Genomic DNA, 16,269 nt, shown 5'->3' on the forward strand with positions numbered 1-16,269 from the left:
TACATTAAAATAGTAACATATCTGAGAATACAAGTCTTTCAAAGAAAAGCCTTTTTTGATTTTTTAGCAAATTTACGTATAATAGAAAAGATGGTCCACTTAAATTTGGACTATTGCAAGTATAAAATTAGAGGAGCACGTTATGGCAAACAGAAAGAAGAAACCACCATTTAATTCAACCATCATGCTGATTGGCGCATTAATCATTTTAATTTTAGGCGCGGTTGGCGTTAAAGTTCCTGATGCTTTACAAGATTTATTTAATGTTCAACCACAAACAACCACCCCCTCAAGCACACCAGCACCAAAAGGAGATAATCCCGGACCCATCGAAAATGGTAAAGCCACATTTTCAGCAGAGGAATTAAAGGATAGCTCAAACGGCTGGATTACTTATCATTCTCTAGATCGTCTAAAACGAGCGACAGGCGCTGATGCGCTATTAAAACCCGCCATGGTCAATACAGGAACTTCCGCTAATAAAGATATTCGACCAGCTGGTTTCATTTCAGGAAAAGCTAATCATTCGCGTGGCCACCTAATCGGCCGTCAAATGGGAGGCAGTGGTGATGATCCACGTAACTTAACCACCTTGTATCAGAATCCTGTCAACACTCCTTATATGACGAAATATGAAAATCAGATTCGGGCAGCTCTTGATCGCGGCGAAACCGTTCGCTATCGCGTGACACCTGTATATAACGGAAACGATTTGTTGGCTGAAAAAATCATCTTAGAAGCCAAAAGCCTTAAAACAAATTCACCCATTGATTTTTCAGTAACTATTTTAAACAAACAATAAGGAGGAACTTTCATTGGATTTTGAACAGCTAAAAGAAACATTACCCGATGCAAAACCACAAACATTTTTGCAAGCAATCCTCTCTCAACCTCAAGAAGAGGATGCTGAATTAACCTTCAGTGAAGAAATTGATGAACAGTTTGTCGAAAATTGTAAATTTTTAGCCTCTCCAGAAACCATTTCTGAAACAGATGTGGAACATTGGCGCGAACAAGAATTTTTAGTTGTCGCCCAAAGTTTAGATGGCGATTATCTAGCAGGCACTCTAGAGCAAACCTTTGTGATTCCTAGCTCCCTTTACAAAGAGGATATTGAGCAATTTGACAAGCAATTAATCGATTTTTTTATTGCCTACGAGAACAAAGAAATCACTTCTGCGATTTTACCAAAAGAATTATAAAAAAAGCTTGCGGATAAATGGAACTGACCTAAGATTGTGAGACAGGAATAAAAAAGCATTTTCCTAGACTGCTGATTTCCGATAATCTATCGGCGATTGGTAGTCTAGTTTTTGTTGAATTCGACTTTCATTATAATAAGTAATGTATTTTTTTACAATTTCTATTACAATAGATGTAGGTTCATTTGTGAGCCCATCTAAGTAGAACGTTTCAGACTTTAGTGAGGCATGAAACGATTCGATGCAGGCATTATCTGAAGGTGTCCCTTTGCGGGACATACTCATGGTAATGCCTTTTGTTTTTATTTGATTCTGGTAGTCAAAAGAAGTATAAACAGAGCCCTGATCACTATGCAATAGACAATCCGTTGTTTGGGGCAATTGATCAAGTGTATCCAGAACAAAAGCCGTATCTTGCTTATCACCGATGGTATAGGCAATAATTTCACCATTGTATAAATCCATAATTGAAGACAAATACAATTGCTTTTGACCAAAAGGCAGATAAGTAATATCTGTTACCAATTTCTTTAAAGGAGCGTCTGAAGAAAATTGTCTATTTAGCTTGTTCTCGACAACCGTGTAAGGTTGTCCCACTTTACTGCGTTTCTTCATTTTCACGCGACAATTCCAATGATATTTCTGCATAATCTTTTGTACGGTGTTTTTGTTTACTTTGTATTCCTGATTAATCAACGCAGTAATCTTTCGATAGCCATATCGAAACTTATGTTGGAAGCAAAGTCGACGAACAGCTTCTTCAAGAGGTGTTAACTTTCCCAAGTCTTTTCGATGAGTCCAACGATAATAAGTAGCTCGCGAAACGCCGAAAAGTTGACACAATGCAGTAATGGTTATTTTTCCTTTCATTCTTTTAACTAATTCTACAAATATTTCTGGCTCCACGTCCTTTCCAATTCTTTGTACTTTTTTAGCACCTCAATATGCATTTTTAAATAGTTATTTTCATTTCTAAGCTGTTGTTCATTTGATAGAATTTCTGGACCTTTTCCATAAGCATATTGTTTTCCAACGGGTTGAACCAGACGATGATTCTCGCCATTACGGTACCAACGCCACCATGTTTCAATTTGTGTTTTGTTTTTAATTCCTAATTCTGCCATAATTATTTTTACAGGAATATTCTCTTTTTTCATCTGTATAGCCATTTCTTTGATGTGAATCGGATAAGAAACTCGATTTCCCATTGAAAAAGCACCTCCTAGTTAAATTCATTTTAACGTGAATTCAACAAGAGGTGCTTTTTTATTTTGTCTCAGTTTATTGGGTCAGTTCAAAATTTCCGCAAGCTTTTTTTTGTGTCTTATGCTCGATAACGTTCAACGCCATCTAAATAAGTGGCTGCTAATTCCATGGTTGGTTCTAATACGATAAAGTCAGCATCGCGACCATTTGCAATCATGCCGCATTGATCATCAATTTTACAGCTGATCGCAGGAACTAATGAAGCCATCATAATTGCTTGTGCTGGTGTTGCAATACCCCAATCAACTACATTTTTAATTGCTTCTTTTAGTTTTAAAATACTACCTGCTAAGTTCCCAGTATCCAAACGAGCCGTTCCTTCTGCTACCACAACAGGAAATTCACCTAAATTGTAGTTGCCATCTGGCATACCGCCAGCCATCATGCAGTCTGTAATTAACGCAACGTGATCATGGCCCGCTTTTTCCATCAATACTTCAGCCGCTTGCGGATGTACATGGTGTCCATCACAAATTAATTCAGAGAAAACGTGTTGTAACGTTAACAATGCACCAACCATCCCTGGTTCACGGTGATTTAAGCCACGCATCCCATTATATGCATGAACAAAAACGCTAGCGCCTGCTTCAACTGCCACATCAGCTTCTTCTAAGGTCGCATTACTATGGCCTAAAGCAACAACGACACCTTCATCTGTAACGGTTTCAACAAATTCTTTCACACCATTACGTTCTGGTGCCAACGCAATTTTCTTAATAATTCCGCCTGAAGCTTCTTGCCATTCGTGGAATGTATCAAGGTCTGGATCTCCAAAATAACTTGGATTTTGTGCGCCTTTATGTTCTTCAGTAAAGAAAGGTCCTTCAAAGTAAATCCCTTGAATTTTTGCACCAGGTACTTCTTGGTAGACTTGACCAATCGTACGTGCAACGTCTGTTAAACGTTCTTTACTTGAAGTTAACGTCGTTGGTAAAAATGAAGTTACACCACAAGATAATAAGCCTTCAGACATCACTTTAATGCCTTCTGCATCGTTATCCATTACGTCATGATTCATGTAACCATGAATATGAGTATCCACTAAACCTGGGGCAATCCATTTGCCTTCCTCACGAATAATTTTTACGTCCCCTTGCGGTTCATCTTTTGTATAATTACCAAAGATACCATCCGTGATTTCTAAATAACCAGGTCCTTTAACATCGCTTTTTAAAAAGAACTTGTCTGCAAAGATAAATGTTTTCATCTTCATCCTTCTTTCTTTATTTTACTTACTTCAAAAGTACTCTTAATCAGTACAAAAGTCAAGAAATGGTGTAGACCTTTTAAGCAATTCTGAGGATTTTTTAAAGATTGCCACTTTCCACATTTTTCATTTGTTGCGCTAAGTTCAGATAACGTTCTGCTTCTTCGTGTTTATTCTTTCTCATTAAAACTAAATATTTTAGATTTAATAATTCACTTAAATAATAATAACTATTTTTTTTGCGGGCCCAAGTAATTCCTTGATCCACATAAATTTCGGCATCTTTTTCTGTATAATTTTTGAATAAGAAATCAGCATAATTAAAAAATATTTTCGTTAATTCTGCATTACTGCGTTCATTTGGCAATTGATTAAAATAATGAATACTCAAACTTAAAAATCGTTCTGCTTCTACTCGATTGCCCATGTAACCATAAGTGGCACCTAGACAACTAATTAATTGAATCTCTAAATCAGAAACATTTAACTTATCAGCTTTATAGGTGAAAGATAACCCTTTACGCAAGCTAGCAATAGCTTTTTCATAATCATTTAGAACAAACAATTCACAACTACCTAAATAATAATAATATTTTTGCCAGTCCGTATCTAAATACAATTGTTCTTCAATACGATTTTCCTTTAAATAATTTAATAATAATTGATATTTTTTATGGCGAAAATATTCAGCCATTTTTTCAAATGAATACGTAACAACGTGCACATCACCAGATTTATAACGCATAATCTGGTCAACAGTCACACCTAAACGATCACAAAGTTGTTGCATTACGAGAACGTTTGGCAACTCTTCATTGTTTTCAATGCGACTTAAAACACTTTGCGAACAGATGTCTTCTGATAACATTTTCTGTGTCAATTTTCTATTTTTTCTAATTTCTTTAATAACTGCACCTAAAGAATTCATCACAATAGCTCCTATTTATATCGGCCATTTTCCTTGCAAAATGGGGATTTTGTCAAAATATGCGAATTCGCATTATGCTTTTATTGTACTTTATTGCATAATATACTGCAAGAACATTATCTAAGGTTTTCTTAGAAAATAAATAGGTTCATTTTTATTAAAAAGGAGTGTTATTGTATGGCCGAAGAGAAAAAGGTTCACTTCATTTGGGAAAAAACAAATTATTCAGGCTTTGTGGAGAAGGAGTATGAAAATTCTTATCTCATCGTAGTAGCAAATCCTAGTCCTGATATGGAAGAAAAATATACCAACCGAATGATTATTAGTAAAAAAGCATGTGAAACCGCAGAATAGTATTGTTGATAAAACAAGAACTACCAAAAAATAGCTTCGTTAGAGGCTATTTTTTGGTAGTTCTTTTATTTTTGTTTGTAGGTACTTAAAAATTCACGCATTTTATCTGCTGTAGTTTTTAAGTCTTCCATCTTCGGTAAATAAACAATACGGAAGTGATCGGGTTGTTGCCAGTTGAACCCACCACCATGGACTAATAAAATATGATGTTTGTGTAAGAAATCTAAAACAAATTTTTCATCATCATAAATGTCAAATTTGGCCGTATCAATTTTCGGGAAAATATAGAAAGCTGCTTTAGGCTTCACGGCTGATAAACCAGGAATATCATTTATCGCATTGTAAATAAATTCTCGTTGTTCGTAAATTCTGCCACCTGGTAAAAGTAAATCATCGACACTTTGATAGCCGCCTAATGCGGTTTGAATGATTTGTTGTGACAACACATTCGAACATAACCGCATGGAAGCAAGCATATTTAGCCCTTCGATATACCCTTTTACTCGTGATTTATCTCCACTTAACACCATCCAACCGCATCGAAAGCCTGCCACTCGATGTGATTTTGACAAACCATTCAATGTTACGACAAATAAATCAGGTGCTAATGTAGCAATCGGTACATGAACCAAACCGTCCATGACCAAGCGATCATAAATTTCATCAGAGTAAATAATTAAATCATTTTGACGTGCCACTTCGACAATTTCTAGTAATAACTCTTTCGGATATAAAGCACCAGTCGGATTATTTGGATTTATAATAACGATTGCTTTTGTATTCGAAGTTATTTTTGATTTTATATCATCAATGTCTGGATACCATTCTGCTTGCTCATCACAAATATAATGAACGGGTGTACCGCCCGCCAAAGAAACAGAAGCAGTCCATAAAGGATAGTCTGGCATTGGCACAAGTACTTCATCGCCGTTATTTAACAAGCCTTGCATACACATGGTAATTAGTTCACTCACGCCATTACCAGTGTAAATATCATTAATCGTTACATTAGGAAATTTTTTTAATTGGCAATATTGTTCAATCGCTTTTCTTGCAGAAAAAATACCTTTTGAATCGGAATAACCTTCTGAATCGCGAACATTCACAATCATGTCGCGCACAATTTCATTTGGGGCATCAAAACCAAATGGCGCTGGATTCCCTGTATTTAATTTCAAAATACGTATGCCCTCTTCTTGCATGCGTTCTGCTTCTTCTAAAACAGGACCACGGACATCGTAACTTACGTTATTTAATTTATCGGATTTTTTAAAATTTCTCACACGGACTCCCTCGCTTCACAAATTTATACTCTAAAGTTACGCCAACTATAATGAAAAAGCAATAATAAATATCAGAATTTAATAAAAAATTGATGGTTTTTCCGTAATAAGTAAATATCCACCCGCATAGCGGGTGGCTTTTTAATAGCCCTAGAAGGGCTCGCTACCTGCTGCTCCCTTTAAGGGAGCTTTTTAGAGACCGCCAACCGCTACCTTTCTATTCTTATCTAGCTGTTACTTCCTAAATGGATCTTTATACTCTCTTTTGTTTATACTATCCCTTACTCGATCTTCTGCTTCTTGTTCTCGTATATATTTTTGGTTCAGTCCTACAGTGCTCACATAATAGCCTTTTGACCAAAAGGATCGATTTCCATAATTGTATTTTAAATTCGCATGACGTTCATGAATGATTACTGCACTTCTTCCTTTTAAGAAACCCATAAAACCTGATACACTCAACTTCGGTGGAATTCTTACCAACATATGGATATGGTTGGGCATTGCATGCGCTTCAATGATTTCGACTTCTTTCACCTCACACAATTTCCTTAGTATTTTCCCTATATCTCGCCTTAATTGACCATAGATTACTTTTCTTCTATATTTTGGTGTAAACACAAGATGATACTTACAATTCCAACGAGTATGTGCTAAACTTTTATCGTCGTTCGACATTCAAAAACTCCTTTCGATTTGATAACGGTTGGTAGCCTTTATCTATTATATCGAAAGGAGTTTTTATCGCTAAAGCTCTGGCCTCCACGCGCAGTACGCGTGGTTTTTTTGTCGAAATCTCTTTAGAGATTTCAACTGACTAAAGTCATAAACAAGAGCGTGGGACAAAAATCACTTTGGATTTTTGCTCCACGCTCAAAAACTGATAAACGGCGGGAACAGAAGCAACTTCTTCTTATTTCTCGGAGTTAAACACTTCTGTCCCGACCTCTTGTTATACTAGTTGATGCAGATGATGGGACTCGAACCCACACGGACATCTGTCCACATGACCCTCAATCATGCTTGTCTGCCAATTCCAACACATCTGCATTTTAAGAGCACTTATTTATCCTAAAATAATTACTGGTCTTTGTCAAGATAACAAAGACCAGAATTGTTAGATTTGTTCTTTTTTCGCTTGCCAGGACAAACGCCCATGACATTTTCCGCAGACATATCGTGTCGTATCAATTCGTCGTTTTCTGAGGATGACTTCTCCACAAGACTGACATTGATACTGATGGAAAACTGCTTTTTTCCGTTCTACTAGAGGCGGTGCGTAACGGGCACCGCCAGTCTTAGCCAATAACTCTTTAAAGTCCTTATCTTTATGCTGATATCCTTTGCCAGCTAAATGTAAATGATAGTGACATAACTCATGCTTAATGACTTTTTCCAGTTCCTCTTGTCCATACTTTAAAAAGACAGTTGGATTAAAATCCAGGTGATGCGAAGCTAAATGATAGCGACCGCCCGTAGTTTTTAACCGCCGATTAAATGTAGCTTGATGCAGAAAAGGTTTCTGAAAAAATACGATTGAAATTTTTTCCACTAGCGTTTGAAGCGCTTGATCTGTCATCAAGACTGGTTGAGACTCTTTCATTGTTACTCTTTTCTATCAGCACGAGGCAACATGGTTAAACTAATACGCCCCTTTTTCAAGTCAACATCTTCTACCCAAACTGTGACTACATCACCCACCGCAACAACATCCGTTGGGTGCTTAACAAATTTAGGACTTAACTTAGAAATGTGGACTAAGCCATCTTGCTTCACACCAATATCGACAAACGCACCAAAGTCAATTACGTTTCGAACAGTCCCTTGCATTTCCATTCCTGGTTTCAAATCTTCCATCGTCAACACGTCTTTACGTAAAAGTGGTGCTGACATCTCATCGCGCATATCACGACCTGGTTGGATTAAACTAGCAATAATATCCGTGAGTGTTTCTGAACCTACTTCTAACTCAGTAGCTAATTGATTCACTGGTAACTGTTTCAATTTTTCGATAGCTTCTGCTGTCCCTAATTCTTTAGAAGCAATCTCTGCTTTTTCTAAAATTGCTTGTGCTACTGGATAACTTTCTGGGTGAATGCCAGTGTTATCTAACACATTTTTGCCATTAGGAATTCGTAAAAAGCCAATTGCTTGTTCAAATGCTTTTGGTCCTAAACGAGGTACTTTTTTGACTTGATTTCGTGCTGTAAAGACACCATTTTCATCACGATAAGTGACTAAGTTTTGCGCCGTTGTTTTATTTAAGCCAGAAATATGTTGTAAAAGTTGAGCACTCGCTGTATTCACATCGACACCAACTTGGTTTACTGCAGTTTCCACAACAAAATCCAATTGCTCGGCAAGACGTTTTTGCGATACGTCATGCTGATATTGACCGACCCCGACTGCTTTGGGATCAATTTTTACTAATTCTGCCAACGGATCTTGCAAACGACGTGCAATGCTAACCGCACTTCGTTCTTCGACTTGTAAATCAGGAAACTCTTTACGAGCCACTTCACTCGCAGAGTAAACGGAAGCCCCTGCTTCATTAACAATCACGTAAAAGACGTCCCGTTTCACCGCTTTTAATTGCTCTGCCACAAACAATTCAGATTCACGACTTGCCGTTCCGTTTCCAATAGCTACCATGTCCACTTGATAGTCTTCAATGATCTTTTTAAAGGCTGGACCAGCGGCTTCACGTTTCGCAGCAGTCGCTGGTTTATGTGGATAAATCACTTGAATTGCTAAAACTTTACCAGTTTCATCGACAACTGCTAATTTACAACCTGTCCGATAAGCCGGGTCAAATCCTAGAACAACTTTTCCTTTAAGTGGTGACTGTAATAATAAATTACGTAAATTTTCACCGAAAATTGCAATCGCTTGTTCATCAGCTTTTTCTGTTAATTCATTGCGAATCTCCCGTTCAATCGCTGGTCCAATGAATCGTTTATAGCTATCTAAATAAGCAGCCTCAATGTATGGAGCAGCTAAACTTGTTGCTTGCTTGCCGATTAGTTGACGTTGGAAATAATCATTAATTTTTATTTCATCAGCGACAAGGGAAACCTTTAAAATGTCTTCTTTTTCACCACGATTCGTTGCTAAGACACGGTGCGGCACCATTTTGCTAACTGGTTCTGCAAAATCGTAATACATTTCATAGGTCCGCTTTTCGTCTTTTTCTTCGTCCTTAACTACGCTAACGTATTGCGCATGTTTAACCATATAATCACGTAACCATGTTCGGTATTTTGGTTCATCGCTAATACGTTCTGCTAAAATTTCATGAGCACCTTGCAAGGCTATCTCGGCGGTTGCAACTTCTTTTTCTTCATTAATAAAAGTAGCCGCTTTGGCTAAGATATCCGCGTTTCCAGGTAAAGAGAGCAACCAATCTGCTAATGGTTCCAACCCTTTTTCTTTCGCGATAGTCGCTTTAGTCCGACGTTTTTGTTTATATGGTCGATATAAATCTTCCACTTGTTGCATTTTTACTGCTTTTTGAATATCTGTTTTGAGTTCTTTTGTTAGTTTTCCTTGCTCTTCAATTAAACGGAGAACTTCTTCTTTCCGCTTTTTCAAGTTTTGTAAATAATGATAACGTTCTTCTATTTCACGGATTTGGACTTCATCTAAACTTCCAGTCATTTCTTTCCGGTAACGGGCAATAAAAGGAACTGTATTTCCTTCATTTAATAAAGTTAAAACCGTTGTTATTTGTTTTGAACGATACGTTGTCAATTCTTTTTGAAGTAGCGCTACTACTTCTTCGTTATAAGCTTCTGCCATTAACTAGATACCTCTTTTCTTATGCATACTTATCTATTTTAGCATATTTTTGCTTCTAAATATAGAAGTGAGGTAACTGATTCATACGATTAAGGAATCAAAATTCTGGTTGCCACGCAGGGGTGCGTTTTTGATATTCGATATCTTGGACAATGCCTTTTTCATTAAAAATCACACCATGTACAGAGCCACCAAAAATAGCACCACCATCTATCCCAATTTTTCCATCACTTTGCCAAAGGTCCGTGGTCTGCATATCACCATGTAACATCGGAGTAATGGTATGACCAAAAACAATGGTCTTGCCTGTATTATTTTTCACTTGATGAAAGGGTTCGCGAATCCACAAAAAATCCTTAGGTGCTGTTTGCCGCCAATCTTCCATCGTTAAATCAACCCCAGCATGCACAAATAAGTAATGCTCCCATTCAAAATAAAGCGGTCGTTTTGTTAAAAAATCAATTAACTCTGGATAGCGACTACGGATCATTAAGGCCATTTCTGTTGGTGAGTATTCTGCAGTAGCTCCTGGATGCAAGAGACTTTCAATTGTTTCCTTGCCACCATTGCGAACATATCCTGCAAACCAGTCCTCTGGATTTTGAAGAAACTGCAAAAAATATTCTTCATGATTGCCTCGTAAATAAACAGCGCCGTGTTGCTCGACAAGTTCTTTTCCTTTGAGAAAACAGGCTTTAGAATGCGGACCACGGTCGTTTAAATCACCAATTAAAACTAGCTGATGCTCGACTGGATCATAGTCTGTGAGTAAAGCATCAAACAAATCTGCTTGTCCATGAATATCACTGATTACATAAACATATGGTTTCATAAATAAGCCCTCCTAACTTGCTTATATTAAGTATACGCTAAATTTTAAAATATTCTCGTAAAATGTTTGGAAATAAAAAAAGAAAATAGGACATAAGTCAAAACGACTTATGTCCCACTCTCTAAATCTTAAAATAATCAGTTGAACAAAAGCAGCACCTACAATTACTCGTTGCAATTTAGCCTTCGAGAGTGATGAACACTTGGAGCTAACTGCTTTTGTCTCTGACTCGTTTGTTTTATTTTTTCTTCTTACCGCCAAACGCATCTTTCATTTTATCAAAGAAGCCTTCTTCTTGTTGTTCAGTTACATTTTGTCCGCCAGCTTTTGCAAAAGCTCGTAGGGCATCCTTTTGTTCTTCATTAAGATTTTTTGGTGTTATTAATTTCACTTTCACGTGTTGATCACCATTGCCCCCACCACGTAAACGTGGCGCACCTTTGCCTCTTAAGCGGAAGTTTGTGCCAGTTTGTGTACCAGCCGGAATTTTTAATTTCACGTCACCATGAACAGTTGGGACAGTTACTTCGTCCCCTAGAGCCGCTTGGACGAAACTTACTGGTAAATCGTAGTAGATTTCTGCGCCATCTCGATCGAAAATATCACTATCTTCAACACGAAAGACTACATATAAATCACCATATGGTCCACCATTGGTACCCGCTTCTCCTTGGTTAGCTAAGCGCATTTGTTGGCCGTCTTCTACTCCAGCAGGCACATTTACTTTGACAGTATGTGCTTTTTTCTCATGACCTGTGCCATGACAAGTTGGACATGGTTCTTTGATTTCTTTCCCTGTGCCATGACACACATCACAAGTTTGACGACTCATCATACGACCTAATGGCGTTTGACGTTCAACATTGATTGTTCCAGAGCCATGACATTTATGACAAGTTTCTGGGTGTGTGCCTGGTTTGGCGCCATTACCGCCACAGGTTGCACAAGTATCTTCTCGATTGTACTTAATCTCTTTTTCGACACCGAAAATAGCTTCTTCAAATTTCAATTGAATTGTATATTGTAAATCGGCGCCTTGTCTTGGTGCATTTGGATCAACAGAACGGCCACCGCCGCCGCCAAAGAATGAATCGAAAATATCTTCGAATCCACCAAAACCACTACTGCTAAATCCGCCGCCACCGAAACCGCCAAAGCCACCAGCGCCGCCACCGTAATTAGGATCAGTTCCTGCATGGCCATATTGGTCATAGGCCGCTTTTTTCTGTGGATCACTTAATACTTCATACGCTTCAGAAACTTCTTTAAATTTTTCTTCCGCATCGGCTTCTTTGTTAATATCTGGATGGTACTTTTTGGAAAGTTTGCGGTATGCTTTTTTAATTTCATCATCTGAAGCACCTTTTGCTAATCCTAGCACTTCATAATAATCTCGTTTCGTCGCCATTGACTTCCCTCCAACTTTCTTCAAACTTTACAATGTGTTTAGAACCAGCCAAATTCATCGATTGCTTTCGGTCTCTCTGGTTGGATTATCTGTCACACCTTGAATCAGTGTTACTAGCTGTGAATAGGTATTTTCAGCTTGTTTAACATCGTTGTAATCATACCACAGTTCTTTCAAAACCTAAATAGTTTCTTGCTAACTTGATTGTGGTTGATTTTCTCACAAAAGACAAGGGACTGGGACATTAGTCATTGTACTAATGATCCAGTCCCTAAAATCAATTGTTATTGATTATTTGTCATCACCATTTACTTCTTCAAAATCAGCATCAACAACATCATCAGCGCCACCTTGGGCAGCTTCAGGATTTTCTTGTGCTTGTTGTTGCGCAGCTTGTTCGTAAAGTTTTACTGTTAAGTTTTGGACGATTTCATTCAATGAATCACGTTTTGCTTTCATTTGTTCGATATCGTTTGCTTCGATGGCTGCTTTTAATTCATCACGCGCATCTTCTGCTTTTTTCACTTCTTCAGCGTCTACTTTTCCTTCTAATTCTTTCAATGTTTTATCAACAGTGAATAATAAAGCATCCGCATCGTTACGTAAGTCAACTTCTTCTTTACGTTGTTTATCTGCTTCAGCGTTTGCTTCAGCATCTTTTACCATACGTTCGATTTCATCATCAGATAAACCTGAAGAAGATTTAATCGTGATTGTTTGTTCTTTTTGAGTGCCTAAGTCTTTCGCACGAACATTTACAATCCCGTTTTTATCAATGTCAAAGCTTACTTCAATTTGTGGCACACCACGAGGAGCCGCAGGAATATCTGTTAATTGGAAACGACCTAATGTTTTATTATCAGCGGCCATTGGACGTTCACCTTGTAAAACGTGAATATCAACAGCTGGTTGATTGTCAGCAGCAGTTGAGAAGACTTGTGATTTACTTGTTGGAATCGTAGTGTTACGATCAATTAATTTTGTAAATACGCCACCCATTGTTTCAATACCTAATGACAACGGTGTTACGTCTAATAAGACAACGTCTTTAACATCACCAGTGATTACGCCACCTTGGATTGCAGCACCCATTGCTACTACTTCGTCAGGGTTAACTGATTTGTTTGGTTCTTTGTTTGTTTCTTTGCGAACAGCTTCAACTACAGCTGGAATACGTGTTGAACCACCAACTAGGATAACTTCGTCGATTTCAGAAGGATTTAATCCAGCATCTTTTAAGGCTTGACGTACTGGTACTTTTGTACGTTCAACTAAATCACTTGTTAATTCATCAAATTTTGCACGAGTTAAGTTCATTTCTAAGTGCAATGGTCCTGCTTCGCCAGCAGTAATAAATGGCAAGCTGATTTGTGTGCTTGTTACACCTGATAAGTCTTTTTTCGCTTTTTCAGCAGCATCTTTCAAACGTTGTAATGCCATTTTATCGTTAGCTAAGTCAATGCCATTTTCTTTTTTAAATTCTGCAACCATGTAGTCAATGATCTTATTATCAAAGTCATCCCCACCTAGGTTGTTATCACCGGCTGTTGATAATACATCGAAAACGCCATCGCCTAATTCAAGGATTGACACGTCGAATGTACCACCACCAAGGTCAAAGACAAGAATTTTTTCATCTTTGTCTGTTTTATCTAAACCATAAGCTAAAGCTGCTGCTGTTGGTTCGTTAACGATCCGTTCTACTTCTAAACCAGCAATTTTACCAGCATCTTTTGTTGCTTGACGTTGCGCATCGTTGAAATATGCAGGAACTGTAATAACTGCTTTTTCAACTTTTTCACCTAAATAGTCTTCAGCAAAACCTTTTAAATATTGTAAGATCATTGCAGAAACTTCTTGTGGTGTATATGATTTTCCTTCAACATCAACTTTGTAGCCAGCTTCACCCATGTGACGTTTAATAGATGAAATCGTGTTAGGATTTGTAACAGCTTGACGTTTTGCTACTTCGCCCACTTGAATTTCGCCGTTTTTGAATGAAACGACCGAAGGAGTTGTGCGGTTACCTTCTGGGTTTGCAATAATTTTTGCTTCGCCGCCTTCTAGTACTGCGACAGCTGAGTTTGTTGTTCCTAAGTCAATACCAATAATTTTACTCATAGTGAATATCTCCAATCTGTATTAGTTTTCTATAATAATATATTTTTAATTAACGTTTGTTATTGTGCAACAATGACCATGGATGGTCGTAACACACGATCTTGTAATTTGTACCCTTTTTGTAGAACTTCAACAATGGTATCTGCTGGGGTTTCTTCAGAAGCAGGGACTGTTTGAACGGCTTGATGTAAATTTGGATCAAAGGTTTCACCCATTGCTGGGATTTCTTCAATTCCTTCTTCTTTTAAAGCCACAGTAATACTTTCTAGCACCATCGAAATACCTTTTTTCAAGCTTTCGCCTTGTTCATCTGATACTTCAATAGCCATTGCTCGTTCTAAATTATCAATAGATGGTAAAATCTTTTTACCTAAATCTTGTGAGCGGTAACGAACTAATAATTCTCGTTCGTTTTTATTTCGATTGCTCATATTAGCAATTTCGGCTCTTGCCCGCAAGAACTTGTCTTCCATTTCGGAAAGCTCTGCTTTAAGATTTTCAATCTCTGTTGCTTCAACTTCTACTTCAGAAACGCCAGCAGCATCAACAGCTTCCATTTCTTCTTGTAATTCTTCTTGCTTCTCTTCTTTTTTACTCACTTCAGCAACTTCCTTTCTCTTTATGCATCTACTTCTTATCCTAACAAGGTTTGCTTAATTACCTAAAAAACGGTAATAGTCACCTAGTTGTGAAGCTAGCTCATGTCGAAACGTGTCTACCAAACCGAATATTTTTGAATACGGCATACTGGTTGGTCCTAGCAGGGCAATTGTTCCTTTGCCATGTCCTGATACTTCATACGTAGCAGTGATCATGCTCATATCTTCTAAGAGATTGTTGCCAATTTCTGAGCCGATACGAAAAACAATTGGATTTTCTGTTGTTGCAGAACCATTTAATAAATGCGTCAGCTCATCAGAATTTTGCATAAAGGAATAGACAGATTTCAATTGTTCAATATCTTGTTTGATGCCAAAATCTAACAAATTCATGCGACCACCGACAAAGACTTTTTCTTCAAAGGCATGTCCTAACATCTCATCGAATAAGTTCATCATTCCTTCTGGCGTTTGGAAATAGCGATGTAAAATCATCGGAATCTCCGTCCGCAAACGATGATAAACGGTCAACAAAGGTTGTCCAACCAACTTATCATTGATGATTTGTGTCATTTTTTCAAGATCTTGGCTAGAAACAGCGGCAGGAATGGCAAATACTTGGTTTTCAACATTGCCTTTATCTGTCACTATAATAGCAAGGACTTGCCGATCATTCAAAGGAACCATTCGAAAGCCGGTTAATTTCCGTTCTTTCACTTCAGGTCCTAATGAAAAAGCAGTATAACTTGTCAATTCTGATAGAATTTCAGCTGATTGTCGAATAATATCATTAATCTCATGAAATTCTTTTCCAAAAGATTGACGGATCCTTCTAAGTTCGTTCTCTTCTACTTGTGTTGGTTGTAAAAGATGATCCACGTAGTAACGATAACCAGCCATTGAGGGGATTCGCCCTGAAGAAGAATGGGTCTTAGCTAATAAGCCGTATTCTTCTAATGCTTTCATATCATTACGAATTGTGGCAGAACTAGAGGCAATGCCATCCTCCATCAATTTCTTAGAACCGACAGGTAAGCCCGTGTTCGTGTAATTTTGGATGATAAGTCTCAAGATATTTTGTTGTCTTTCTGTAATCATCGTTATTACCACCCTTCATTAGCACTCTTAACATCTAAGTGCTAACTACATATACTAATATAACAAGTCCTTACCTTTTTGTCAAGGGAAATACGCAACTTTTTAGCACTCTTCACGCAAGAGTGCTAATCACTGCAAACCACCTTCAAAAACCATCAATACCAACTTTTGTA

At 37.7% G+C, this 16,269-nt stretch carries 16 protein-coding genes and 1 tRNA gene; 3 read left to right on the forward strand and 14 right to left on the reverse strand.

All coding sequences use genetic code 11. The annotated features are described in order from the left end of the window. Positions 1 to 142 precede the first annotated feature (142 nt). Together IGK96_RS07870 and IGK96_RS07875 are read left to right on the forward strand one after the other, a co-directional pair. Positions 143 to 802: a DNA/RNA non-specific endonuclease gene (locus IGK96_RS07870; RefSeq protein WP_002363828.1), complete on the forward strand. Its 660-nt coding sequence runs from the start codon at positions 143 to 145 to the stop codon at positions 800 to 802. A gap of 13 nt (positions 803 to 815) precedes the next feature. Continuing rightward, positions 816 to 1,202, forward strand: a complete 387-nt coding sequence (locus IGK96_RS07875; protein ID WP_002357813.1) for a hypothetical protein — start codon at positions 816 to 818, stop codon at positions 1,200 to 1,202. A 63-nt stretch (positions 1,203 to 1,265) separates the two neighbouring features. Here the strand turns inward: IGK96_RS07875 and IGK96_RS07880 are convergent. The 3 genes from IGK96_RS07880 to IGK96_RS07890 all read right to left on the reverse strand — a co-directional run bounded on the left by IGK96_RS07880 (position 1,266) and on the right by IGK96_RS07890 (position 4,603). Further along, a protein-coding gene (locus tag IGK96_RS07880) for an IS3 family transposase (RefSeq protein WP_096397480.1) occupies positions 1,266 to 2,410 on the reverse strand; the annotation gives its coding sequence in 2 pieces (ribosomal slippage) (positions 1,266 to 2,137 and positions 2,137 to 2,410; 1,146 coding nt in all). A 116-nt stretch (positions 2,411 to 2,526) separates the two neighbouring features. Beyond that, entirely contained in the window at positions 2,527 to 3,675 is a 1,149-nt protein-coding gene (nagA, locus tag IGK96_RS07885) for an N-acetylglucosamine-6-phosphate deacetylase (protein WP_002357814.1), read from the reverse strand. Positions 3,676 to 3,775: 100 nt separating this feature from the next. Next, positions 3,776 to 4,603 carry a helix-turn-helix domain-containing protein gene (locus IGK96_RS07890; RefSeq protein ID WP_002381942.1) on the reverse strand — a complete coding sequence of 276 codons (828 nt, stop codon included), beginning with the start codon at positions 4,601 to 4,603 and terminating at the stop codon, positions 3,776 to 3,778. A 177-nt stretch (positions 4,604 to 4,780) separates the two neighbouring features. Between IGK96_RS07890 and IGK96_RS07895 the strand changes: the two genes are divergently transcribed. Beyond that, the gene (locus tag IGK96_RS07895) at positions 4,781 to 4,957 is read left to right on the forward strand and encodes a hypothetical protein (protein WP_002357816.1); all 177 of its coding nucleotides are present in this window, start codon (positions 4,781 to 4,783) and stop codon (positions 4,955 to 4,957) included. Positions 4,958 to 5,022: 65 nt separating this feature from the next. On the opposite strand, the gene IGK96_RS07900 is transcribed toward IGK96_RS07895, so the two are convergent. From IGK96_RS07900 to hrcA, 11 genes are all read right to left on the reverse strand, one after another. Next, positions 5,023 to 6,240, reverse strand: coding sequence for a pyridoxal phosphate-dependent aminotransferase (locus IGK96_RS07900; protein ID WP_002357817.1), 1,218 nt, complete (start codon positions 6,238 to 6,240; stop codon positions 5,023 to 5,025). Between the two features lie 234 nt (positions 6,241 to 6,474). After that, positions 6,475 to 6,918, reverse strand: coding sequence for an IS200/IS605 family transposase (gene tnpA / locus IGK96_RS07905; RefSeq protein ID WP_010713340.1), 444 nt, complete (start codon positions 6,916 to 6,918; stop codon positions 6,475 to 6,477). Between the two features lie 287 nt (positions 6,919 to 7,205). Then, positions 7,206 to 7,289, reverse strand: a tRNA-Leu gene (locus IGK96_RS07910). 68 nt (positions 7,290 to 7,357) lie between these two features. Further along, positions 7,358 to 7,819, reverse strand: a complete 462-nt coding sequence (locus tag IGK96_RS07915; RefSeq protein ID WP_002365561.1) for a SprT family protein — start codon at positions 7,817 to 7,819, stop codon at positions 7,358 to 7,360. A gap of 26 nt (positions 7,820 to 7,845) precedes the next feature. Continuing rightward, positions 7,846 to 10,038 (reverse strand): Tex family protein, encoded by a 2,193-nt coding sequence (locus IGK96_RS07920; RefSeq protein ID WP_033624938.1) that lies wholly within the window; start codon positions 10,036 to 10,038, stop codon positions 7,846 to 7,848. A gap of 97 nt (positions 10,039 to 10,135) precedes the next feature. Then, positions 10,136 to 10,870, reverse strand: a complete 735-nt coding sequence (locus tag IGK96_RS07925) for a metallophosphoesterase family protein (protein ID WP_085443143.1) — start codon at positions 10,868 to 10,870, stop codon at positions 10,136 to 10,138. Between the two features lie 238 nt (positions 10,871 to 11,108). Further along, positions 11,109 to 12,278: a molecular chaperone DnaJ gene (gene dnaJ, locus IGK96_RS07930; protein WP_002357822.1), complete on the reverse strand. Its 1,170-nt coding sequence runs from the start codon at positions 12,276 to 12,278 to the stop codon at positions 11,109 to 11,111. Between the two features lie 54 nt (positions 12,279 to 12,332). Next, positions 12,333 to 12,455, reverse strand: a complete 123-nt coding sequence (locus IGK96_RS07935; protein WP_002357824.1) for a hypothetical protein — start codon at positions 12,453 to 12,455, stop codon at positions 12,333 to 12,335. Between the two features lie 114 nt (positions 12,456 to 12,569). Then, positions 12,570 to 14,399, reverse strand: coding sequence for a molecular chaperone DnaK (gene dnaK, locus IGK96_RS07940; RefSeq protein WP_002357825.1), 1,830 nt, complete (start codon positions 14,397 to 14,399; stop codon positions 12,570 to 12,572). Between the two features lie 59 nt (positions 14,400 to 14,458). Then, on the reverse strand, positions 14,459 to 14,998 hold the full coding sequence (grpE, locus tag IGK96_RS07945; RefSeq protein ID WP_002357827.1) for a nucleotide exchange factor GrpE: 540 nt from the start codon (positions 14,996 to 14,998) through the stop codon (positions 14,459 to 14,461). 54 nt (positions 14,999 to 15,052) lie between these two features. Beyond that, on the reverse strand, positions 15,053 to 16,096 hold the full coding sequence (gene hrcA, locus IGK96_RS07950) for a heat-inducible transcriptional repressor HrcA (protein WP_002357828.1): 1,044 nt from the start codon (positions 16,094 to 16,096) through the stop codon (positions 15,053 to 15,055). Positions 16,097 to 16,269: the final 173 nt, after the last annotated feature.

It is taken from the genome of Enterococcus sp. DIV0682 (genome assembly GCF_051712685.1).
GTDB classification, from domain to species: Bacteria; Bacillota; Bacilli; order Lactobacillales; family Enterococcaceae; genus Enterococcus; species Enterococcus faecalis.

What these genes read in the sequence shown, in the direction of transcription:
- IGK96_RS07920 (WP_033624938.1), bottom strand. Translation starts at nt 10,038, where the DNA reads ATGGCAGAAGCTTATAACGAAGAAGTAGTAGCGCTACTTCAAAAAGAA.
- tnpA (WP_010713340.1), bottom strand. Translation starts at nt 6,918, where the DNA reads ATGTCGAACGACGATAAAAGTTTAGCACATACTCGTTGGAATTGTAAG.
- IGK96_RS07895 (WP_002357816.1), top strand. Translation starts at nt 4,781, where the DNA reads ATGGCCGAAGAGAAAAAGGTTCACTTCATTTGGGAAAAAACAAATTAT.
- IGK96_RS07915 (WP_002365561.1), bottom strand. Translation starts at nt 7,819, where the DNA reads ATGACAGATCAAGCGCTTCAAACGCTAGTGGAAAAAATTTCAATCGTA.
- hrcA (WP_002357828.1), bottom strand. Translation starts at nt 16,096, where the DNA reads ATGATTACAGAAAGACAACAAAATATCTTGAGACTTATCATCCAAAAT.
- IGK96_RS07870 (WP_002363828.1), top strand. Translation starts at nt 143, where the DNA reads ATGGCAAACAGAAAGAAGAAACCACCATTTAATTCAACCATCATGCTG.
- IGK96_RS07890 (WP_002381942.1), bottom strand. Translation starts at nt 4,603, where the DNA reads ATGAATTCTTTAGGTGCAGTTATTAAAGAAATTAGAAAAAATAGAAAA.
- dnaK (WP_002357825.1), bottom strand. Translation starts at nt 14,399, where the DNA reads ATGAGTAAAATTATTGGTATTGACTTAGGAACAACAAACTCAGCTGTC.
- dnaJ (WP_002357822.1), bottom strand. Translation starts at nt 12,278, where the DNA reads ATGGCGACGAAACGAGATTATTATGAAGTGCTAGGATTAGCAAAAGGT.
- IGK96_RS07925 (WP_085443143.1), bottom strand. Translation starts at nt 10,870, where the DNA reads ATGAAACCATATGTTTATGTAATCAGTGATATTCATGGACAAGCAGAT.
- nagA (WP_002357814.1), bottom strand. Translation starts at nt 3,675, where the DNA reads ATGAAAACATTTATCTTTGCAGACAAGTTCTTTTTAAAAAGCGATGTT.